General features: G+C 70.0%; 17 protein-coding genes. 8 read left to right on the forward strand and 9 right to left on the reverse strand.

Going from position 1 to position 15284, the window contains the following annotated elements; genetic code table 11:
- Positions 1-6: 6 nt before the first annotated feature.
- Positions 7-366 carry a VOC family protein gene (locus tag FHX82_RS00650; RefSeq protein WP_145932458.1) on the reverse strand — a complete coding sequence of 120 codons (360 nt, stop codon included), beginning with the start codon at positions 364-366 and terminating at the stop codon, positions 7-9.
- On the opposite strand from FHX82_RS00650, the gene mug reads away from it, so the two are divergent.
- The 4 genes from mug to FHX82_RS00670 all read left to right on the forward strand — a co-directional run bounded on the left by mug (position 365) and on the right by FHX82_RS00670 (position 4300).
- On the forward strand, positions 365-919 hold the full coding sequence (gene mug, locus FHX82_RS00655) for a G/U mismatch-specific DNA glycosylase (RefSeq protein WP_145932457.1): 555 nt from the start codon (positions 365-367) through the stop codon (positions 917-919). The two genes, FHX82_RS00650 and mug, sit on opposite strands and share 2 nt — an antisense overlap.
- A gap of 198 nt (positions 920-1117) precedes the next feature.
- Positions 1118-1909, forward strand: coding sequence for a LuxR C-terminal-related transcriptional regulator (locus FHX82_RS00660; protein ID WP_145932456.1), 792 nt, complete (start codon positions 1118-1120; stop codon positions 1907-1909).
- Between the two features lie 133 nt (positions 1910-2042).
- On the forward strand, positions 2043-3884 hold the full coding sequence (locus tag FHX82_RS00665) for an acyl-CoA dehydrogenase (RefSeq protein ID WP_145932455.1): 1842 nt from the start codon (positions 2043-2045) through the stop codon (positions 3882-3884).
- A 140-nt stretch (positions 3885-4024) separates the two neighbouring features.
- On the forward strand, positions 4025-4300 hold the full coding sequence (locus FHX82_RS00670) for a GlsB/YeaQ/YmgE family stress response membrane protein (protein ID WP_145932454.1): 276 nt from the start codon (positions 4025-4027) through the stop codon (positions 4298-4300).
- A 71-nt stretch (positions 4301-4371) separates the two neighbouring features.
- On the opposite strand, the gene FHX82_RS00675 is transcribed toward FHX82_RS00670, so the two are convergent.
- The 4 genes from FHX82_RS00675 to FHX82_RS00690 are packed head-to-tail and all read right to left on the reverse strand — an operon-like array spanning position 4372 to position 8374.
- The gene (locus tag FHX82_RS00675; RefSeq protein ID WP_229880753.1) at positions 4372-4752 is read right to left on the reverse strand and encodes a hypothetical protein; all 381 of its coding nucleotides are present in this window, start codon (positions 4750-4752) and stop codon (positions 4372-4374) included.
- A gap of 54 nt (positions 4753-4806) precedes the next feature.
- Positions 4807-6648 carry a VanW family protein gene (locus FHX82_RS37580; protein ID WP_229880755.1) on the reverse strand — a complete coding sequence of 614 codons (1842 nt, stop codon included), beginning with the start codon at positions 6646-6648 and terminating at the stop codon, positions 4807-4809.
- A gap of 15 nt (positions 6649-6663) precedes the next feature.
- Complete coding sequence (locus FHX82_RS00685; RefSeq protein WP_145932526.1) at positions 6664-6957, reverse strand: GroES family chaperonin; 294 nt, start codon at positions 6955-6957, stop codon at positions 6664-6666.
- Positions 6958-7006: 49 nt separating this feature from the next.
- A complete protein-coding gene (locus FHX82_RS00690; protein ID WP_145932453.1) occupies positions 7007-8374 on the reverse strand; it encodes a carboxypeptidase regulatory-like domain-containing protein in 1368 nt (455 codons plus the stop codon).
- A gap of 56 nt (positions 8375-8430) precedes the next feature.
- On the opposite strand from FHX82_RS00690, the gene FHX82_RS00695 reads away from it, so the two are divergent.
- On the forward strand, positions 8431-9024 hold the full coding sequence (locus FHX82_RS00695; RefSeq protein ID WP_145932452.1) for a TetR/AcrR family transcriptional regulator: 594 nt from the start codon (positions 8431-8433) through the stop codon (positions 9022-9024).
- On the opposite strand, the gene FHX82_RS00700 is transcribed toward FHX82_RS00695, so the two are convergent.
- Entirely contained in the window at positions 9002-10798 is a 1797-nt protein-coding gene (locus tag FHX82_RS00700) for an NHL domain-containing thioredoxin family protein (RefSeq protein WP_145932525.1), read from the reverse strand. The two genes, FHX82_RS00695 and FHX82_RS00700, sit on opposite strands and share 23 nt — an antisense overlap.
- Before the next feature lie 103 nt (positions 10799-10901).
- Here FHX82_RS00700 and FHX82_RS00705 point away from each other — a divergent pair, with 103 nt between their 5' ends.
- Together FHX82_RS00705 and FHX82_RS00710 are read left to right on the forward strand one after the other, a co-directional pair.
- Positions 10902-11423: a P-loop NTPase family protein gene (locus FHX82_RS00705; protein ID WP_145932451.1), complete on the forward strand. Its 522-nt coding sequence runs from the start codon at positions 10902-10904 to the stop codon at positions 11421-11423.
- Between the two features lie 6 nt (positions 11424-11429).
- Positions 11430-11852: an FxsA family protein gene (locus FHX82_RS00710; protein ID WP_145932450.1), complete on the forward strand. Its 423-nt coding sequence runs from the start codon at positions 11430-11432 to the stop codon at positions 11850-11852.
- On the opposite strand, the gene FHX82_RS00715 is transcribed toward FHX82_RS00710, so the two are convergent.
- Positions 11836-12387: an SCP2 sterol-binding domain-containing protein gene (locus FHX82_RS00715; RefSeq protein WP_229880837.1), complete on the reverse strand. Its 552-nt coding sequence runs from the start codon at positions 12385-12387 to the stop codon at positions 11836-11838. The two genes, FHX82_RS00710 and FHX82_RS00715, sit on opposite strands and share 17 nt — an antisense overlap.
- A gap of 53 nt (positions 12388-12440) precedes the next feature.
- On the opposite strand from FHX82_RS00715, the gene FHX82_RS00720 reads away from it, so the two are divergent.
- Positions 12441-13094 (forward strand): TetR/AcrR family transcriptional regulator, encoded by a 654-nt coding sequence (locus FHX82_RS00720; protein WP_145932449.1) that lies wholly within the window; start codon positions 12441-12443, stop codon positions 13092-13094.
- Here the strand turns inward: FHX82_RS00720 and FHX82_RS00725 are convergent.
- The gene (locus FHX82_RS00725) at positions 13063-13914 is read right to left on the reverse strand and encodes a MaoC family dehydratase (RefSeq protein WP_145932448.1); all 852 of its coding nucleotides are present in this window, start codon (positions 13912-13914) and stop codon (positions 13063-13065) included. The two genes, FHX82_RS00720 and FHX82_RS00725, sit on opposite strands and share 32 nt — an antisense overlap.
- Complete coding sequence (locus FHX82_RS00730; RefSeq protein WP_145932447.1) at positions 13914-15257, reverse strand: 3-oxoacyl-ACP reductase; 1344 nt, start codon at positions 15255-15257, stop codon at positions 13914-13916. The genes FHX82_RS00725 and FHX82_RS00730 overlap by 1 nt, the downstream gene beginning before the upstream one ends.
- Between the last annotated feature and the right edge of the window lie 27 nt (positions 15258-15284).

The following is a 15284-nucleotide window of genomic DNA, read 5'->3' on the forward strand; positions in this document are numbered from 1 at the left end:
AGCGTGTCAGCCGCGGGGCGGGAGCACGCAGAACTCGTTCCCCTCCGGGTCGGTCAGCACGATCCACGGGAACTCCGGCTCGTCCGCGACGACCTTCGCGCCGAGGCCCACCAGGCGGTCGACCTCCTCGGCCTGGCTGCCGTCCGTCGGGGCGAGGTCGAGGTGCAGGCGGTTCTTCACCACCTTCTCGTCGTCCACGGGCTGGAAGAGCAGCATCGGGCCGTCGCCCTCGAGCTGGACGTACTCGACGCCCTTCGCGTCGCGCCAGCGCTTCGTGTCCGGGTATCCCAAGGCCGCCCGCCAGAAGGCGGCCAGCGCTTCCGCGTCGTGACAGTCGACCGCGACGGCTAGTATCCGGCTGTTCATGACTTCCTTCCGCCCCACCAAGGAACAACTCGCCGCCGCGCACGGCACGACGATCCGAGACGTCATCGCCCCCGGCCTGCGAGTGCTGTTCTGCGGCATCAACCCGGGGCTGTACTCCGGCGCCACCGGATACCACTTCGCCCGGCCCGGTAACCGGTTCTGGCCCGCGCTGCACGCGAGCGGCTTCACGCCACGGCGCTTCGACCCGAGCGAGCAGGACGAACTCCTCGCCCACGGCCTCGGCATCACGAACCTCGTCGCCCGCGCAACCGCCCGCGCCGACGAGCTGACCGACGCCGAACTCCGCGAAGGCGGCGAGATCCTCGTCACCAAGCTCGACCGCTACCGGCCGCGCTGCCTCGCGGTGGTCGGCGTGACCGCGTACCGGACTGCATTCGGGCGACCGAAGGCGCAAGTCGGCGAACAATCTGGTTCGATTGGTGAAACTGCCGTTTGGGTACTGCCGAATCCAAGCGGTCTGAACGCCCATTGGACGCCCGCGACACTCGCACAGGAGTTCGCCCGATTACGCGAAAAGTTCTACTCAGAGTAGTCCTGCACTCGGCTGGGTGAACCCGCGTCACACTCGTGCGGCGGGCTACTCCCACAATGGACGAAGAGTCAGGCCGGCCGGTCCCAGCAGGGGGGATCGGAATGTGGCGCCCGGAGCGCTCGGAAGGACCGTCGAGGGGGCGGCCCGTCCGGGCGGGGCGCGCACCCCGGGTGCTGACCGTGCGAGACGGAGTTGTTCATGACGCGCAGTAACGAGCCCAGCCGGGCCACGCAGGGCTCACCCCCGGCCCGCAGCCTCGGGATCGCCGCCGTCGACCCGGTGCCGTTCTGCCGCGAGGGACTGTCCTCGATCGTCCAGCGGACCCCCGGCCTGCACTGGGCCGGTCACGCGGGCAACCCGCACGCCGCGCTGCAGCTGGCCGAACAGGTGCATCCCGACGTCATCCTGCTCGACTCCGGTCTCGACCCCCACGGGCACCTGACGAAACTCCTGGTCACCGGCGACCCGTCGCTGCTGGTGGTACTGCTCGTCCGCGATGCCCACCGGACGGCGGCGTTCCTGCAGACCGCCCAGCTCGCCGGCGCGCACGCCGCCCTGCCACGGACGTCCGAGGCGCGGCGGCTCGTCGAAGCCATCCGGCGGGTGCACCTGGACCGCCGCTACCTCGATCCCGCGCTCGCTCCGCTGACCGGGCAGCAGCGGCAGGGCCTGCGCCCCGGTGAGCCGGTGGTCGCCACCCGGCGGCCGCGGATGCCGTTGTCCCGGCGCGAGTTCCAGGTGCTGCAGCTCGTCGCGGAAGGGCTGGAGAACGCCGCGATCGCGAAGATCCTCTACCTTTCGGTGGAAACCGTGCGGACGCACGTGAAGAGCATCCTGCGCAAGCTCTCGGCCCGTGACCGCACGCACGCGGTGACGATCGCCTTCCGCGGCGGCATCCTGATCTGCCAGCCCGAGGACGTGCCCGAGGGGAAAACCCCTGGTCCGGCCGCGAATCCGCCGTCGGGGATGGCGGAGCACCAGGCGCGCTGACCCGTTGCCTCCCCGGTCACAACCGGGCGGATTTCCTTGCCGGAGTTACCCACAGGTAATATCCTGATGTTACCGGCCAGTAGGGGACCTCCATGCGCCCAGCCGGAGAAACCGACACCAACGGAGCGACGACATGGGCCATTACAAGAGCAACGTGCGTGACCTCGAGTTCAACCTGTTCGAGGTGCTCGGCGTCCAGAACCGCCTCGGCAAGGGCGTACTGGCGGACTCCGACGAGGAGACCGCCCGCGGCGCGCTGCACGAGCTGAACAACCTGGCCGTGGGCCCCCTGGCGGAGTCGTTCGCCGACGCGGACCGCAACCCGCCGGTGTACGACCCGAAGACCTTCTCGGCCAAGCTGCCCGAGTCCTTCAAGAAGAGCTACCAGCAGCTGTGGGACGGCGAGTGGTGGCGCCTCGGCCTCACCAACGACCTCGGCGGCCTCGGCCTCCCGCCCACCGTGCAGTGGGCCGCCTCCGAGCTGATCCTCGGCGCCAACCCGGCCCTGTTCATGTACCTCGCGGGCCCGAACTTCGCGATGATCCTCGACCGCAACGGCACCGAGGAACAGAAGCGCTGGGCGCGGATCATGATCGAGCGCGCGTGGGGCGCCACCATGGTGCTGACCGAGCCGGACGCCGGTTCGGACGTGGGCGCCGGCCGCACCAAGGCCGTGCTCCAGGAGGACGGCAGCTGGCACCTCGACGGCGTGAAGCGGTTCATCACCTCCGCCGACCAGGACATGACCGAGAACATCATGCACCTGGTGCTGGCCCGCCCCGAGGGTCCCGGCATCGAGGCGAAGCCCGGCACCAAGGGCCTGTCGCTGTTCCTCGTGCCGAAGTTCCACTTCGACACCAACACCGGCGAGCTCGGTGAGCGCAACGGCGCCTTCGTCACCAACGTCGAGCACAAGATGGGCCTGAAGGTCTCCACCACGTGCGAGCTGACCTTCGGCCAGCACGGCATCCCGGCCAAGGGCTGGCTGCTCGGCGAGGTGCACGACGGCATCGCGCAGATGTTCCAGGTCATCGAGTACGCCCGGATGATGGTGGGCACCAAGGCCATCGCGACGCTGTCGACCGGCTACCTCAACGCACTCGAGTACGCCAAGGAGCGCGTGCAGGGTGCGGACCTGACCCAGATGACGGACAAGACCGCCCCGCGGGTCACCATCACCCACCACCCGGACGTGCGGCGCTCGCTGATGCTGCAGAAGGCGTACGCCGAGGGCCTGCGTGCCGTGTACCTCTACACCGCGTCCTTCCAGGACCAGGTGTGGACGCAGGAGGGTGACGAGGCGTCGCTGAAGCTGGCCGAGCGCGTCAACGACCTGCTGCTGCCGATCGTCAAGGGCGTGGGTTCCGAGCGCGCGACCGAGCAGCTCGTGCAGTCGCTGCAGACCCTGGGTGGCTCCGGCTTCCTGCAGGACTACCCGATCGAGCAGTACATCCGCGACTCGAAGATCGACTCCCTGTACGAGGGCACCACGGCGATCCAGTCGCAGGACTTCTTCTTCCGGAAGATCGTCCGCGACAAGGGCCAGGCGCTGGCGTACATCGCGGGCGAGATCACGAAGTTCATCGACTCCGAGGCGGGCAACGGCAGGCTCAAGAACGAGCGGCAGCTGCTCAAGCAGGCCCTGGAGGACGTGCAGGGCATGCTCGGCTCGATGATCGGCTACCTGACCTCGGCGCAGGAGGACATCAAGAACCTCTACAAGGTCGGCCAGCACACCGTGCGGCTGCTCATCTCCGCCGGTGACCTGCTCGTCGGCTGGCAGCTGCTGCGCCAGGCGGAGGTCGCGCTGACCAAGCTGGACGGCGCCTCGGCCAAGGACCAGGCGTTCTACCAGGGCAAGATCGCGGTGGCGTCGTTCTTCGCGAAGACGGTGCTGCCGGAGCTGACCGCCCGCCGGGCGATCGTCGAGGCCGCCGACAACGACCTCATGGACGTGCCGGAAGCCGCGTTCTGACCGGTTCCCCCAGGAAGGGCCTCGTCCTCGCGACGGGGCCCTTCTTCGTGTCCGAACCGTGTCAGAACAGGGCACCGGAAGTGGTTTGCCGGAGTAACCGAGGCGGTATCCCCTGGGGGCCAGCGACATAAGGAGTTTCGATGACCATCGTTACCATCATCACGACGATCATCGTCGGTCTCATCATCGGTGTGCTCGGGCGCCTTGTCGCTCCCGGCAAGCAGGGCATCCCGATCTGGCTGACCATCGTCATCGGCATCATCGCCGCGTTCATCGGCACGGCGATCGCGCGTGGCCTCGGCTACGCGGACACGAAGGGCTTCGACTGGCTCGAACTCATCACCCAGGTGGTACTTGCTGCCATCGGTGTCTCCCTGGCGGCCAGCATGTACGGCCGCCGCAGGGTGAACAGGTAACGCGGGAAAACTGCCCTCCGGGTACCGGGTGGGGAAGGCGCGGCGGGGCGCCTTCCCCACCTTTTTTCGTGTCAGCTCCGGAAGACGGCGCAGGCCACGGCCACGTAGGACTTCTGCGGCGCCCGCCACGTCACCTCGGCCCACCGGTTGTCGGTCACCTGCTTGCCGTCCGTTCCCACGCAGGTGTACTGCCCGCCGGTCACGTACGGCCCACACGGCGTGTCCGCCGCCGTACCGGCGCAGGTGGTGTAGTTCGTGCAGTTCAGCGTGCCGAGCAGCGTCGAGCCGACGTCCGAGCCCGCCCGCACGTTGAGCTTGCACTCGTTCTGCGGTGAGGCGTGCACCAGCACCGGCTGGGTTTCCGCGGCGTCCGCCGCCGGCGGCAGGACCAGCATCGCGCCCGCGACACCCGCACACGTGAACAGCACCTTGGCGGGCGACCACTCAGTCAAGACAACAACCTCCCGAACGCAGAGTTACAACTCGCGACTGAGCGTATCGGCCGGCTAGCAGAACACGATCGGGCGAGGCTGGTAGGTCGTCGAGCGGGAGTCGCGACGGACCTCCGCTCCCGTGCCGAGGTCGTAGAGCACCCGCGTGTCCGTGACCGTGAAACCGAGCGAGCCGGAAGAGGGCAGGCAGCCGGGCGGGCCGGGCTGGACGGCGGGCGGCGTGAAGTCGGTGCGCTGGCCCGTGTCGCCTTCGACGCGGTACTGCCGCGTGCCCCAGATCCGCACGGTGACCGTCGAACCGGACGAGCTGGCTTCGATCGCGACCCCGCTCGCGAGGCTGTCGGTGAACTTCAGGTCCACCGGCGAACCGTCGTCCCGGATCGCCTGCGCGTCGCGGCCCGCCGGGTAGCGGTCGAGGTAGTACGGCTGCGGGGTGTGCCCGGCGTCGGTCAGCCCGGCGAGGTACGCGGCGTTGTACAGCGTGGTCGCGAACTGCGAGACGCCACCGCCGGTGACCGACGGACCGGTCCCGTCCTCGTTCGCCGGAGCGGACACGAAACCGGAAGCGAACGAGCCCGTCCGCGCCAGCAGGCTGAACGTCTCGCCGGGCTTGAGCACCGTGCCGTTGACCTTCGCCGCCATGATGCTGACGTTCGTCGCCCCCGGACCGTCGAGACCGCCCGTGGAGAACTGCGCGACGACCTCCTTGACACCGAGCGCGTTCGCGTCGTCGGTGCTCAGCGCGGGTTTGCTCGTGCGGTACTTCACCTGCAGGTCACGCCCGTCGCTCCTGGTCAGGACGGTCATCAGCGGGGCGAAGGTGGGTGACCAGTCGATCCGGCGGGCGTCCTCCGACGGCCGCACGACGGGTGCGCCACCGGCGAACACGATCTGCGCGTCCTTGCCCGCCGTCTCCGTGCCCGCCAGCTGCGGTTGCAGGTTCTGCCGCAGCTTGGTGGAGTCCAGGCGCACGTCGAGCCCGCCGTCGTCGCGGGGCGCGAACTGCATCGCGTCGGCGATCGTGACGGGCTGGAGCACGCCGTCCGCGCCGTCCCCGTGCACGATCACCGGGCTCGCGACCGCGGGCAGCACCACGGTGTCGAGCGCCGTGTGCACCCCGGCCGAAGTCGCCTTCACGGGCGCGAAGGTCATCGGCAGCCGCACGCCGGTCTTGTCCAGCCACCGGCTCTTCACGAGGTTCGCCGCGCCCTGGACGTCCGTGAGCGTCTGCCCCGTGCGCGGTTCGATCGCGAACGGCGTAACGCCGCTGCCGTCCGACGCCGCGTGGAAGCCGATCCCGCCTTCGGTCGCCGGATGGTCGAGCGTCGTGCTCGCGAGGTTCCGCACCGACTGGACCAGTGCATCGGGATCCACCGTGGTCACCACGTCGACCTGGCGCTTCGTGAAGAACGAGCGGATGCGGTCGATCGGGTCGAGCGGCTGGTGCCCGGCCTGCGCGAGGGTGGCCGACCAGTCCAGGCCGAGCCCCGAGCGGACGGGGTCGAGGTTCGCCACGACGTCACCCGCGGTCACGGGCACCGGCTCGGTCAGCCGCGGTTCGAGCTCGCGGCGCAGTTTCGCCTCGGCGTCCGCCCGGCTCAGCCCGCCGACGTCCACGCCCGCGACGACGACGCCGCGCGGCACTTCACCGGCGCTGAGCATCAGGTCGACCGTGTACAGCAGCACGCCGAGGATGAGCACGGCACCGGTGCCCATCAGCACCTTCGCGAGGAAGCGCTTTCCCGGCGGAGGGGGCAGGGGAGCGACCCGGTCACCTTCGAGGAGCTCGTCGAAGAGGGCGTCCTCCTCGGGCGGGTACTCCTGCGGCAGCCCGGGAATTCGGTCGGTGGCCTGGGAGTCGTGGTCCCAGGCCGGCCAGTAGTGCTCCTCCCGCACGCACCCTCCCGTGAGCTACAGGTACAGCCCCGTTCCGTGCTCCGTGCGCTCCGTAGCGACCGCGTGGATGTCGCGCTCCCGCATGACGAGGTACGCCTCGCCCTGCACCTCGACCTCCAGCTGGTCCTCCGGGTTGAACAGCACGCGGTCGGAGACCTTCACGTTGCGCACATTACTGCCTACACCGAGTACATCGCCCCACGCGAGCCTTCGCGCCACCTGGGCTGTCGCCGGGATCACGATGCCGCCGCTGCTGCGGCGCTCACCCTCCTCGGCGGACAACCGGACCAGTACCCGGTCGTGCAGCATCTGAATCTCGAGCTTCGGCACGGTGGTCGGTTCGGACACGCGGGTAATGCTACGCACCCGAAGTGGCGCCTACCGGCTGACGCCTGCCCTCCAGCTCGAAGTCCTCGGTGCGCGTCGCGCCCTCGCGGACGAGGATCCGGCGCACGGTCGAGTACCGGCCGGGAGCCGACACCACGAGGTCCACGAACTGCTGGGAAAGGCCCGCCACCGCATACGAACCGTCGTGGTCGGCGACCGTGCGGACGAGCTGCTGGCCACGCGTGTCGGTCACGGTGATCGCCGCACCGCCCACCGGCTCGCCGTCGGGCGTGCGGACGGTGCCGTTGACCACCGGAACCAGCTGGCCGAAGTGGTGGTGACGCGCCGGCACCGCGGTGGGCCGGGGCATTTCCAGCGTCGGGTCCTCGACCGGCGCTTCGACGACGGCCGCGTCGGCCTGCGCCCGGCGCTTCTGCCACAGGGCGTGCCCCGCGATGAGCGCGATGCCGACCAGCAACCACGCACACAGCACGAGGATCGGGCGCAGGATGCCGACGCCGTGGAAGTAGAAGACACCCCGCGCGGCCTCGATGAGGTTGCCCATCGGCATGATCGGATGCAACGCGCGGAAGAACCCGGGCACGAGCTGGATCGGGATGGCGCCGCCGCTGGACGGCATGCTCAGCAGCACGAACAGGCCCATGGCGACGCCGGGGAAGAACTGCTTCGCGAACGGCACGAGACCGAACGACGTCAGCGAGATGCCGAGGCTGAGCAGGAACGCCAGCGGCATCACCGCGGGCTCGTTCGGGATGACGTGCATCGCCAGCCCGGCGAGGTAACCGGCGACGCTGAGGAACGCGCCCCAGCCGACGAGGGTGAGGATCTTCGTGCGACGGCTCATGGTGACCGCGCGCAGCAACATCATGACCACGACGTAGCTCGGGATGTTCCACACCAGCACCAGGTAGAACATGCCGGTGCCCATCGGGTCGCCGCTCGCGGTGGGCGCGAGGTCGACGACGGCGAGGGTGCCGCCGCCCTGCGCCGCGATCGGCGTGAAGGTCTGGGTCAGGATCGATTCGAGCATGGAGCCGTCGGCCTTGGCGACGTACAGCGTCGGGTGAGCGGGGTCGGCGGAAAAGCCGGCCGTGGTGTCGCGGTCGAGGACGGACTGACGGGCCGCGTCGCCGTTCGGCACGGGCACGATGTCGAACCCGCCGGGGCTGGCCTTGTCCAGCGCGGTCTCCAGCTTCGCCGCCGTGGCGGGGTCGGCGACCGCGACCTTCACGTGGTGCGGCGTCGGCTGGTGGAACGCCAGCAGATAGCAGACCAGGAAGCCGCAGAAGAAGAACACGGGAAACCAGAGGGTTTCCGCCAGGGTTCGGGCCAGGGGTTGCTTCGTCTCGTTCGTCTTCGTCTCCACTTCATCCGCCATGTTGACCATCCTACTCTTTTTTGCAGGCAGTGCAAAAATGCAGTACTGTAAGAAGCGTGACAGCAACGGGGCTTCGTGAGCGGAAGAAGGAAGCGACGCGGGAGGCGCTGCGGCACGCCGCGGTCACCCTCTACCGCGAGCGCGGTCCGCACGCGGTGACGGTCGAGGACATCTGCGCGAAGGCCGGAGTCTCGCCCCGCACGTTCTTCAACTACTTCGAGACCAAGGACGAGGCCGTGCTGGCGCTCGACGTCAGCGCCGAGGCGTTGTACGAGCGGATCGTGGAGCGGCCCGCCGACGAGGACCCGTTGACAGCCCTGCGTGCCGTCTACGCGGCCCGCTTCGCGGAGCTGATGCAGAGCGAGACGTTCCGCGAGCGCACCCTGCTGCTGCGTGAACACCCCGAGCTGGCCAAGCGGCTGACGCACAGCAACAAGGCGTTCGAGGAGACGGTGGCACGCGGCATCGCGACACGCACCGGGCTGCCGAGCGAGGACATCTACGTGCGCACCACGGCGGCGGCCGCGTTCGCCGCCAACCGCAGCGCGCTGGTGTGCTGGCAGCCGGGCTCCGGTCCCGGCCTGGTGGCGCTCCTGCACCAGGCCATGGACGTCCTGGAGCGGGGCCTTACGCCGTCCCGGCCAGAATGAGCCGCAGCTGCGCCGAGCCGTCGGGCTCCAGGCGCACCGGCACGCCCCAGTCCTGACGCGTCACCCGGCACACCGGGTGCTCGGCGGCGGAGTCACAGCTCGCGGCCTGCGCGACGACCTGCAGCACGCCTTCGGTCACGCCGTCGGCCAGCCGGATCCTGCGGGTCAGGTCGGTGCCCGTGCCGCCGCCGTCGACCAGCAGCTCGGGCGGGGAAGCGCTGATCTCCAGCCGCGTCGACGGGCCGAACCGGTCGTCCAGCTTCTCGCCCGGTGGCGGGGTGAACACCACCGTCAGCTCGACCTCGCCCGCTTTGAGCACGCTCGGCGGCCGCCGGACGGCGTGCGCGTCGCCCGCGACCTCGGCCGCGTCGGCGGTCAGCGGCAACGGCGTGAGCCGGTGCGCGGCCGACTCGACCACGACCAGCGCCTCGTCGGTGACCAGCAGCCCGGAGGGTTCGGCCAGTCCGTCGGCGATCGTGGCGAGCGTGCCGATTTCCGGGTCGTAGCGGCGGATCGCGCCGTTGTAAGTATCGGCGACCGCGATCGTCCCGTCGGGCAGCGCGGCGACGCCGAGCGGGTGCTGCAGCAGCGCGTCGGCGGCTTCGCCGTCCTTGTGCCCGAAGGTGAACAGGTCGTACCCGACGGCCGTGTGCACCTCGCCGTCCTCGATCCAGCGCAGCGCCGAGCTTTCCGCGTCGGCGAGCCAGAGGCGGTCACCCTGCACGGCGAGGCCGGAGGTCTGCGCGAAGAACGCTTCGGCGAGCGCGCCGTCCCGCAGACCCTCGACGGTGGTCCCGGCGTAGCGGGAGATCGTGCCCTCGACCGGGTCGAACAGGCCGAGCGTGTGGTTGCCGGCCATCGCGACGACGACGCCACCGGCGACGTCCCACCATGCGACGTCCCACGGGCTGGTCAGGTCGATCTCCCGGCCCGGACCGTCGGTCGGGCCGTCGCGCCACTGCTTCCCGGTGCCGGCGACGGTGGAGACCTCGCCGTTGATCAGGTTGACGCCGCGCAGCAGGTGCCCGGCGGTGTCCGCGACGAGCAGGTGGTAGCCGGCGCGCTCGGCGACCTCGGCGGGCAGCAGTGTCAGGCCCGAGGGCTCGGAGAAGCTCGCGACGTCGAAGGCACCGTCGGCGGCACCACGCTCACCACTGCCGAAGCGGCGCACGACGGTCTCCCCGTCGGAGGCGAACTCGACGATCGAGTGGTGTGCCGTGTCGGCGACGAGGATGCGGCCTTCGGCGGTCGCGACGGCCTTGCTGGGGAAGGAAAGTTCGTGCTGCTGCTCCTCGGGAGCGACGTAGAGGCTGCCGCCGCGGCGGAGCGTGCCCTTGGCCTCGTGCTCGGCGACGAGCCCGGTGATGACGCGGCGCAGCGCCTCGGCGTGCCCCTCACCGGCGGCGACGTGCACGACGTAACCCTGCGGGTCGACGATGACGAGGGTCGGCCAAGCCTTGACGGCGTACTGCGACCAGGTCTTCATCTCGGGGTCGTTGAGCACGGGGTGGTGCACCTCGTACCGCCGCACGGCGCCCTCGATCGCGGCGGCCTCACCCTCGTGCAGGAACTTCGGCGAGTGCACGCCGATGGTGACGAGCACGTCGGCGAACTCCTCCTCCAGCGGGCGCAGCTCGTCGAGCACGTGGAGGCAGTTGATGCAGCCGGAGGTCCAGAAGTCGAGCAGCACGATCTTGCCGCGCAGCCCGGCCAGGGTGGGCCGCTCGCCGCCGGTGTTGAGCCAGACGTCCCCGGTCAGCTCGGGGGCGCGCACTCGGGCCTGGCGTTGCACAGAGGTCACGTCAGGGGCAACGAGCACTTCGCGGGAGGTTGTTCCCGGCGCCCGGCATGTGGAACTTCACACGCATAATCGCCCGATGCGGATCGCAGTCGTGGGATGCAGCGGAGCGGGCAAGTCGACACTCGCGCGGCGCCTCGGGGTCCTGCTCGACATTCCGGTGACCCACCTCGACCGCCTCTTCTGGCGGCCCGGCTGGGTGGCCGCGCGGGACGACGAGTTCCGCGCGGCACAGGAGACCGCGGTCTCGGCACCGGCGTGGGTGATCGACGGGAACTACCGCCGCTCGATGGACCTGCGCTTGCCCACGGCCGACCTCGTCGTGTTCCTCGACTTCCCCCGCTGGCGGTGTTTCACCCGGGTGGTGAGCCGGATCGTCCGCGAGCTGGGGCAGGACCGGCAGGCCGAAGGGTGCCCCGAGCGCTTGGACCTCGAATTCCTGCGGTGGGTCTGGCGCTGGCACCGAGACCACCGGCCGTTGACACTCGAAGCTATCCGGCGCCACGGGGCTCCCGCGCGGCAGATCCTCCTGTCCAGCCCGCGCGAGGTGGAGTGGTTCCTCACGAGCCTGCGGGATCAAACGGGCAGCCCCGAGCGTTGAGGGGGTATGGCTGTCCTCTTCCTGCTCTACGTCGTCGCCGAGGTGGCGGCCGTCTGGGCGGTGAGTTCTGTCGTCGGTGTGCTGGGCACCCTCGGGCTGCTCATCGCCGGCGCGCTGCTCGGCTCCTGGCTCGCCCGCCGCGAAGGTGCTCGTGCCGCCCGTGCGTTCATGAGCGCCGCCCGGGCGGGGCGGTCCCCGCAGGCCGAGGTCACCGACGGGATGCTCGTCGCGTTCGGCGGCGTGCTCATCCTCGTGCCCGGCTTCCTCAGCGACGTCGCCGGCCTGCTCCTGCTGCTGCCGCCGACCCGCGGGATCGTCCGGCGGGCGTGGCTGCGCCGCGTCGAGAAGCGCACCAGTCCCCGCGTGATCGTGGTGGACAGCGAGGTCGTGCCCGACGACCGCGCCCACCCGGTCATCGAGGGGCGTTAGGGATGTCGAAGTAACCCGGCAGGCGCACCGCCGGGGCGTACTCGCCCTTCACGCGCACCTTCCCGGTCACGAACATCGTGGCCACGGCGGCGTTGCCCGTCGCGATGCGGAAGAAGTCCTCCGCCGCGACCGTGATCGTGGTGTCCGGCTCGCGGCCAAGGTCCTCGCCCGAGACGCACCGCCCGTCCTCGATCACCGTCTGGAACCGGTCGTAGCCGCCGTCCCCGTCGCCGCCGGAAAACCGCCAGTTGACCACCACGGACGAGTACTTCGCCTTTTCGGGCAGGAAATGATCCGACATCCGGCGAAAGATCTCCTCCAGGAACACCTTCCGCAGCTCCGGGTGCTCGGCGACGGCCCGCAGCTGGTCCTTCGACGCCCGGCCCACCACGTCGACCAGGGTCTCGGTGTCCATCTCCCGCAACTGCACGCCCGCGCCGGCGGTGCCGAGCATGTGCAGCGTCTCCAGCAGCCGGATGAACTGCTCCGCGCTGAGCCTCGCGAAGTCGAGCCGGCGCGCCAGTGCGTCGATCACCGAAGACACGGAACGATCGTACCGGCGGAAGGCCGAGGGGGTAGCTTCTCACTGTGACCGAAGACGTGAAATCCTCGCCGCCCCGGTCCCGGCGCCTGCCCAGGGCCGTGCGGGAACGGCAGATCCTCGACGCCGCCGTGGAGGTCTTCTCCCGCCACGGCTACCACTCCGCGTCGATGGACGAGATCTCCGAGGTCGCGGGCGTCTCGAAACCGATGATCTACTCCTATCTGGGCGCCAAGGAGGACCTGTTCGCCAAGTGCATCCGCCGCGAAGCCGCCCGGATGCTCGAAGCCGTGCGCCAGGGGGTGCGCTCGGAGCTGCCGCCGGACATGCAGCTGTGGCACGGCCTGCGCGCGTTCTACCGCTTCGTCGCCGAGTACCGCGACTCCTGGACGGTCCTGCACCGTCAGGCGCTCACCGTCGGCGGGCAGTTCGCCGGCGAGGTGAACCTGTTGCGCAGCAGGGCGATCGACATGGTCTCCGCCCTCGTCGTCACCGCGGGCACGAAGAAGGGGCTCGGCCAGGTGGCCGAGTTCTCCGGGCCCGCGCTCGCCGTCTCCCTCGTCGGCGCCGCGGAGTCGCTCGCCGACTGGTGGCTCGACCACTCCGACGTGTCCGACGGTGTCCTCGCGTCGTGGCTGATGAACCTCGTGTGGATGGGGTTCAACGACCTCATCGAGGGCGACGTGTGGCAGCCGCGGTGATCGTGCCTTCCAGGTGGGGCTTGGGTTTCCGCGCGTTCCACAGCTCGAAGGCCCAGCCCTCATCCGTCTGCCACGACGTGAACGCGACCTTCGCGGGCAACAGCACGGGCAGCTTGAACCGCACGTCCACCGTGTAGGCGTCGGGGAGCCTGCCCTCGAACGCGGCGAGCGCGCGGGCCTTGGTCCACATGCCGTGCGCGATCGCCGAGGGGAAGCCGAACAGCCTCGCCGTCAGCGGGTGCAGGTGGATCGGGTTGCGGTCGCCGGAAACCTCGGCGTACCGGCGGCCGATGTCACCCGGCACCCGCCAGATCGCGTTCGGCGCCGGCGCGGTGAGCTGCCTGCTCTGCGAAGACCCGGAACCGCCACCGCGCCGCAGGTACGTCGACACCTCGCTCCACACCACACCGTCCGATGTGGACAGTTCGCTGAGCACGTCGAACTGGCGGCCCTTCTCGTGTGGCCGGAGGTTCTCCGCGCGCACCCGCACCGTGACCGGCTCGCCGAGGCGCACCGGACGGTGCTGGGTGATCCGGTTCGCCACGTGCACCATGCCCAGCAACGGGAACGGGAAGTCCGGCTGCGTCATCAGCGCCATCTGCAACGGGAACGCGAGCATGTGCGGATAGGTCGCGGGCAGCTCGTCGCCCAGCGGGAAGCCGCACACGTGGTTGTACTCGGCCACGTGCCGCGGGTCGATCTCGACGGCCGAACGCACGTATTCGGTGTCCGGCAACGACTTTCCCTCGGCGGAGGGGAGCAGCGCCTTCGCGTACAGCGGCGCGAGCCGGGGCGCGGAGTGCAGTTCCTTCGTCGCCATCACGCCCCCAGCAGTGCCTGGCCGCACACGCGGACCACGTTGCCGTTCACCGCGGCGGACGCCGGGTTCGCGAACCAGGCGATGGTTTCCGCGACGTCCACCGGCAGCCCGCCCTGGCCGAGGCTGGACAGCCGCCGCCCGGCCTCGCGGATGAACAGCGGGATCGCGGCCGTCATCTGCGTCTCGATGAACCCGGGCGCGACGGCGTTGATCGTGCCGCCGTACTCGGCGAGCTTCGGCGCGGAGTCGTTGACCATCCCGATCACGCCGGCCTTGCTGGTGGCGTAGTTGGTCTGCCCGACGTTGCCCGCGATCCCGGCCATCGACGAAACCCCGATGATGCGGCCGTTCTTGCGCAGCACCTTGTCCGCGAGCAGCTTGTCGTTCACGGCGAGCTGGGCGGCGAGGTTCACGGTGAGCACCGCGTCCCAGGCGCCTTCGGTGAGGTTGCCGAGCGTCTTGTCGCGGGTGATGCCCGCGTTGTGCACGACGATGTCGACGCCGTCGTGGCGCTCCTTGAGGTAGCTCGCGAGCTTCTCCGGCGCGTCGGCGGCGGTGATGTCGAGCTGCAGCGCCGAGCCGCCGATCCGGTTGGCCACGGCGGAGAGATCCGCACCCTGCGCGGGGATGTCCAGCGCGACCACGTGCGCGCCGTCGCGCGCGAACACCTCGGCGATGGAGGCACCGATCCCGCGCGAGGCACCGGTGACCAGCGCGACCTTGCCCGCCAACGGCTTTTCCCAGCTCTCCGGCCGGGGCACCTCCGGAATCCCTTCGGTGCCGACGCGGACGACCTGCCCGTCGACGAACGCGGACTTCGCCGACAACAGGAACCGCAGCGTCGACTCGGCGGCCTCCTCCGCGCCCGGCGCGACGTAGACCAGCTGCACGGTGGCGCCGCGCTTGAGCTCCTTGCCCACCGACCGGGTGAAGCCTTCGAGCGCCCGCTGGGCGATGCGCTCGCGACCCTCGACCAGCTCCGGCGGCGTGCCGAGCACGAGGACGCGGCCGGACGCGCCGACCTTGCGGATCACCGGGTGGAAGAACAGGTACAGCTCACGCAGCTGCTTCGGGTCGGTGATGCCCGTGGCGTCGAAGACGAGCGCGCCGTAGCGCTGGTCGTCCACCGGCTCGGTCAGCACGTCGATCCCCGCGTCGGCCAGCTGGATCTTGACGGTCTTCTCCAGTCGTCCGCCGGGCGCGGCGCCGAAAAGTGCGGGACCATCGAGGGGAGCCTGTCCCGGCTGGTAGCGGCGCAGCACGGCGGGACTGGGCAGGCCGAGCTTCGGCACCAGGAACTTCCCGACGGGGGACTTGGTGAACTGCTGATAGCGGTCGGCCATCAGGCCCTCCTTGCGTCGCACACAACC

Origin of the sequence: Amycolatopsis bartoniae, from assembly GCF_014191255.1 — a bacterium.
Lineage (GTDB): Bacteria > Actinomycetota > Actinomycetes > Mycobacteriales > Pseudonocardiaceae > Amycolatopsis_E > Amycolatopsis_E bartoniae.

Bases quoted from the DNA above. Each gene is read 5' to 3' on its own strand.
- mug (WP_145932457.1), top strand. From the start codon at position 365: ATGACTTCCTTCCGCCCCACCAAGGAACAACTCGCCGCCGCGCACGGC.
- FHX82_RS00650 (WP_145932458.1), bottom strand. From the start codon at position 366: ATGAACAGCCGGATACTAGCCGTCGCGGTCGACTGTCACGACGCGGAA.
- FHX82_RS00660 (WP_145932456.1), top strand. From the start codon at position 1,118: ATGACGCGCAGTAACGAGCCCAGCCGGGCCACGCAGGGCTCACCCCCG.
- FHX82_RS00665 (WP_145932455.1), top strand. From the start codon at position 2,043: ATGGGCCATTACAAGAGCAACGTGCGTGACCTCGAGTTCAACCTGTTC.
- FHX82_RS00670 (WP_145932454.1), top strand. From the start codon at position 4,025: ATGACCATCGTTACCATCATCACGACGATCATCGTCGGTCTCATCATC.
- FHX82_RS00685 (WP_145932526.1), bottom strand. From the start codon at position 6,957: ATGCTGCACGACCGGGTACTGGTCCGGTTGTCCGCCGAGGAGGGTGAG.
- FHX82_RS00690 (WP_145932453.1), bottom strand. From the start codon at position 8,374: ATGGCGGATGAAGTGGAGACGAAGACGAACGAGACGAAGCAACCCCTG.
- FHX82_RS00705 (WP_145932451.1), top strand. From the start codon at position 10,902: ATGCGGATCGCAGTCGTGGGATGCAGCGGAGCGGGCAAGTCGACACTC.
- FHX82_RS00710 (WP_145932450.1), top strand. From the start codon at position 11,430: ATGGCTGTCCTCTTCCTGCTCTACGTCGTCGCCGAGGTGGCGGCCGTC.
- FHX82_RS00725 (WP_145932448.1), bottom strand. From the start codon at position 13,914: ATGGCGACGAAGGAACTGCACTCCGCGCCCCGGCTCGCGCCGCTGTAC.
- FHX82_RS00730 (WP_145932447.1), bottom strand. From the start codon at position 15,257: ATGGCCGACCGCTATCAGCAGTTCACCAAGTCCCCCGTCGGGAAGTTC.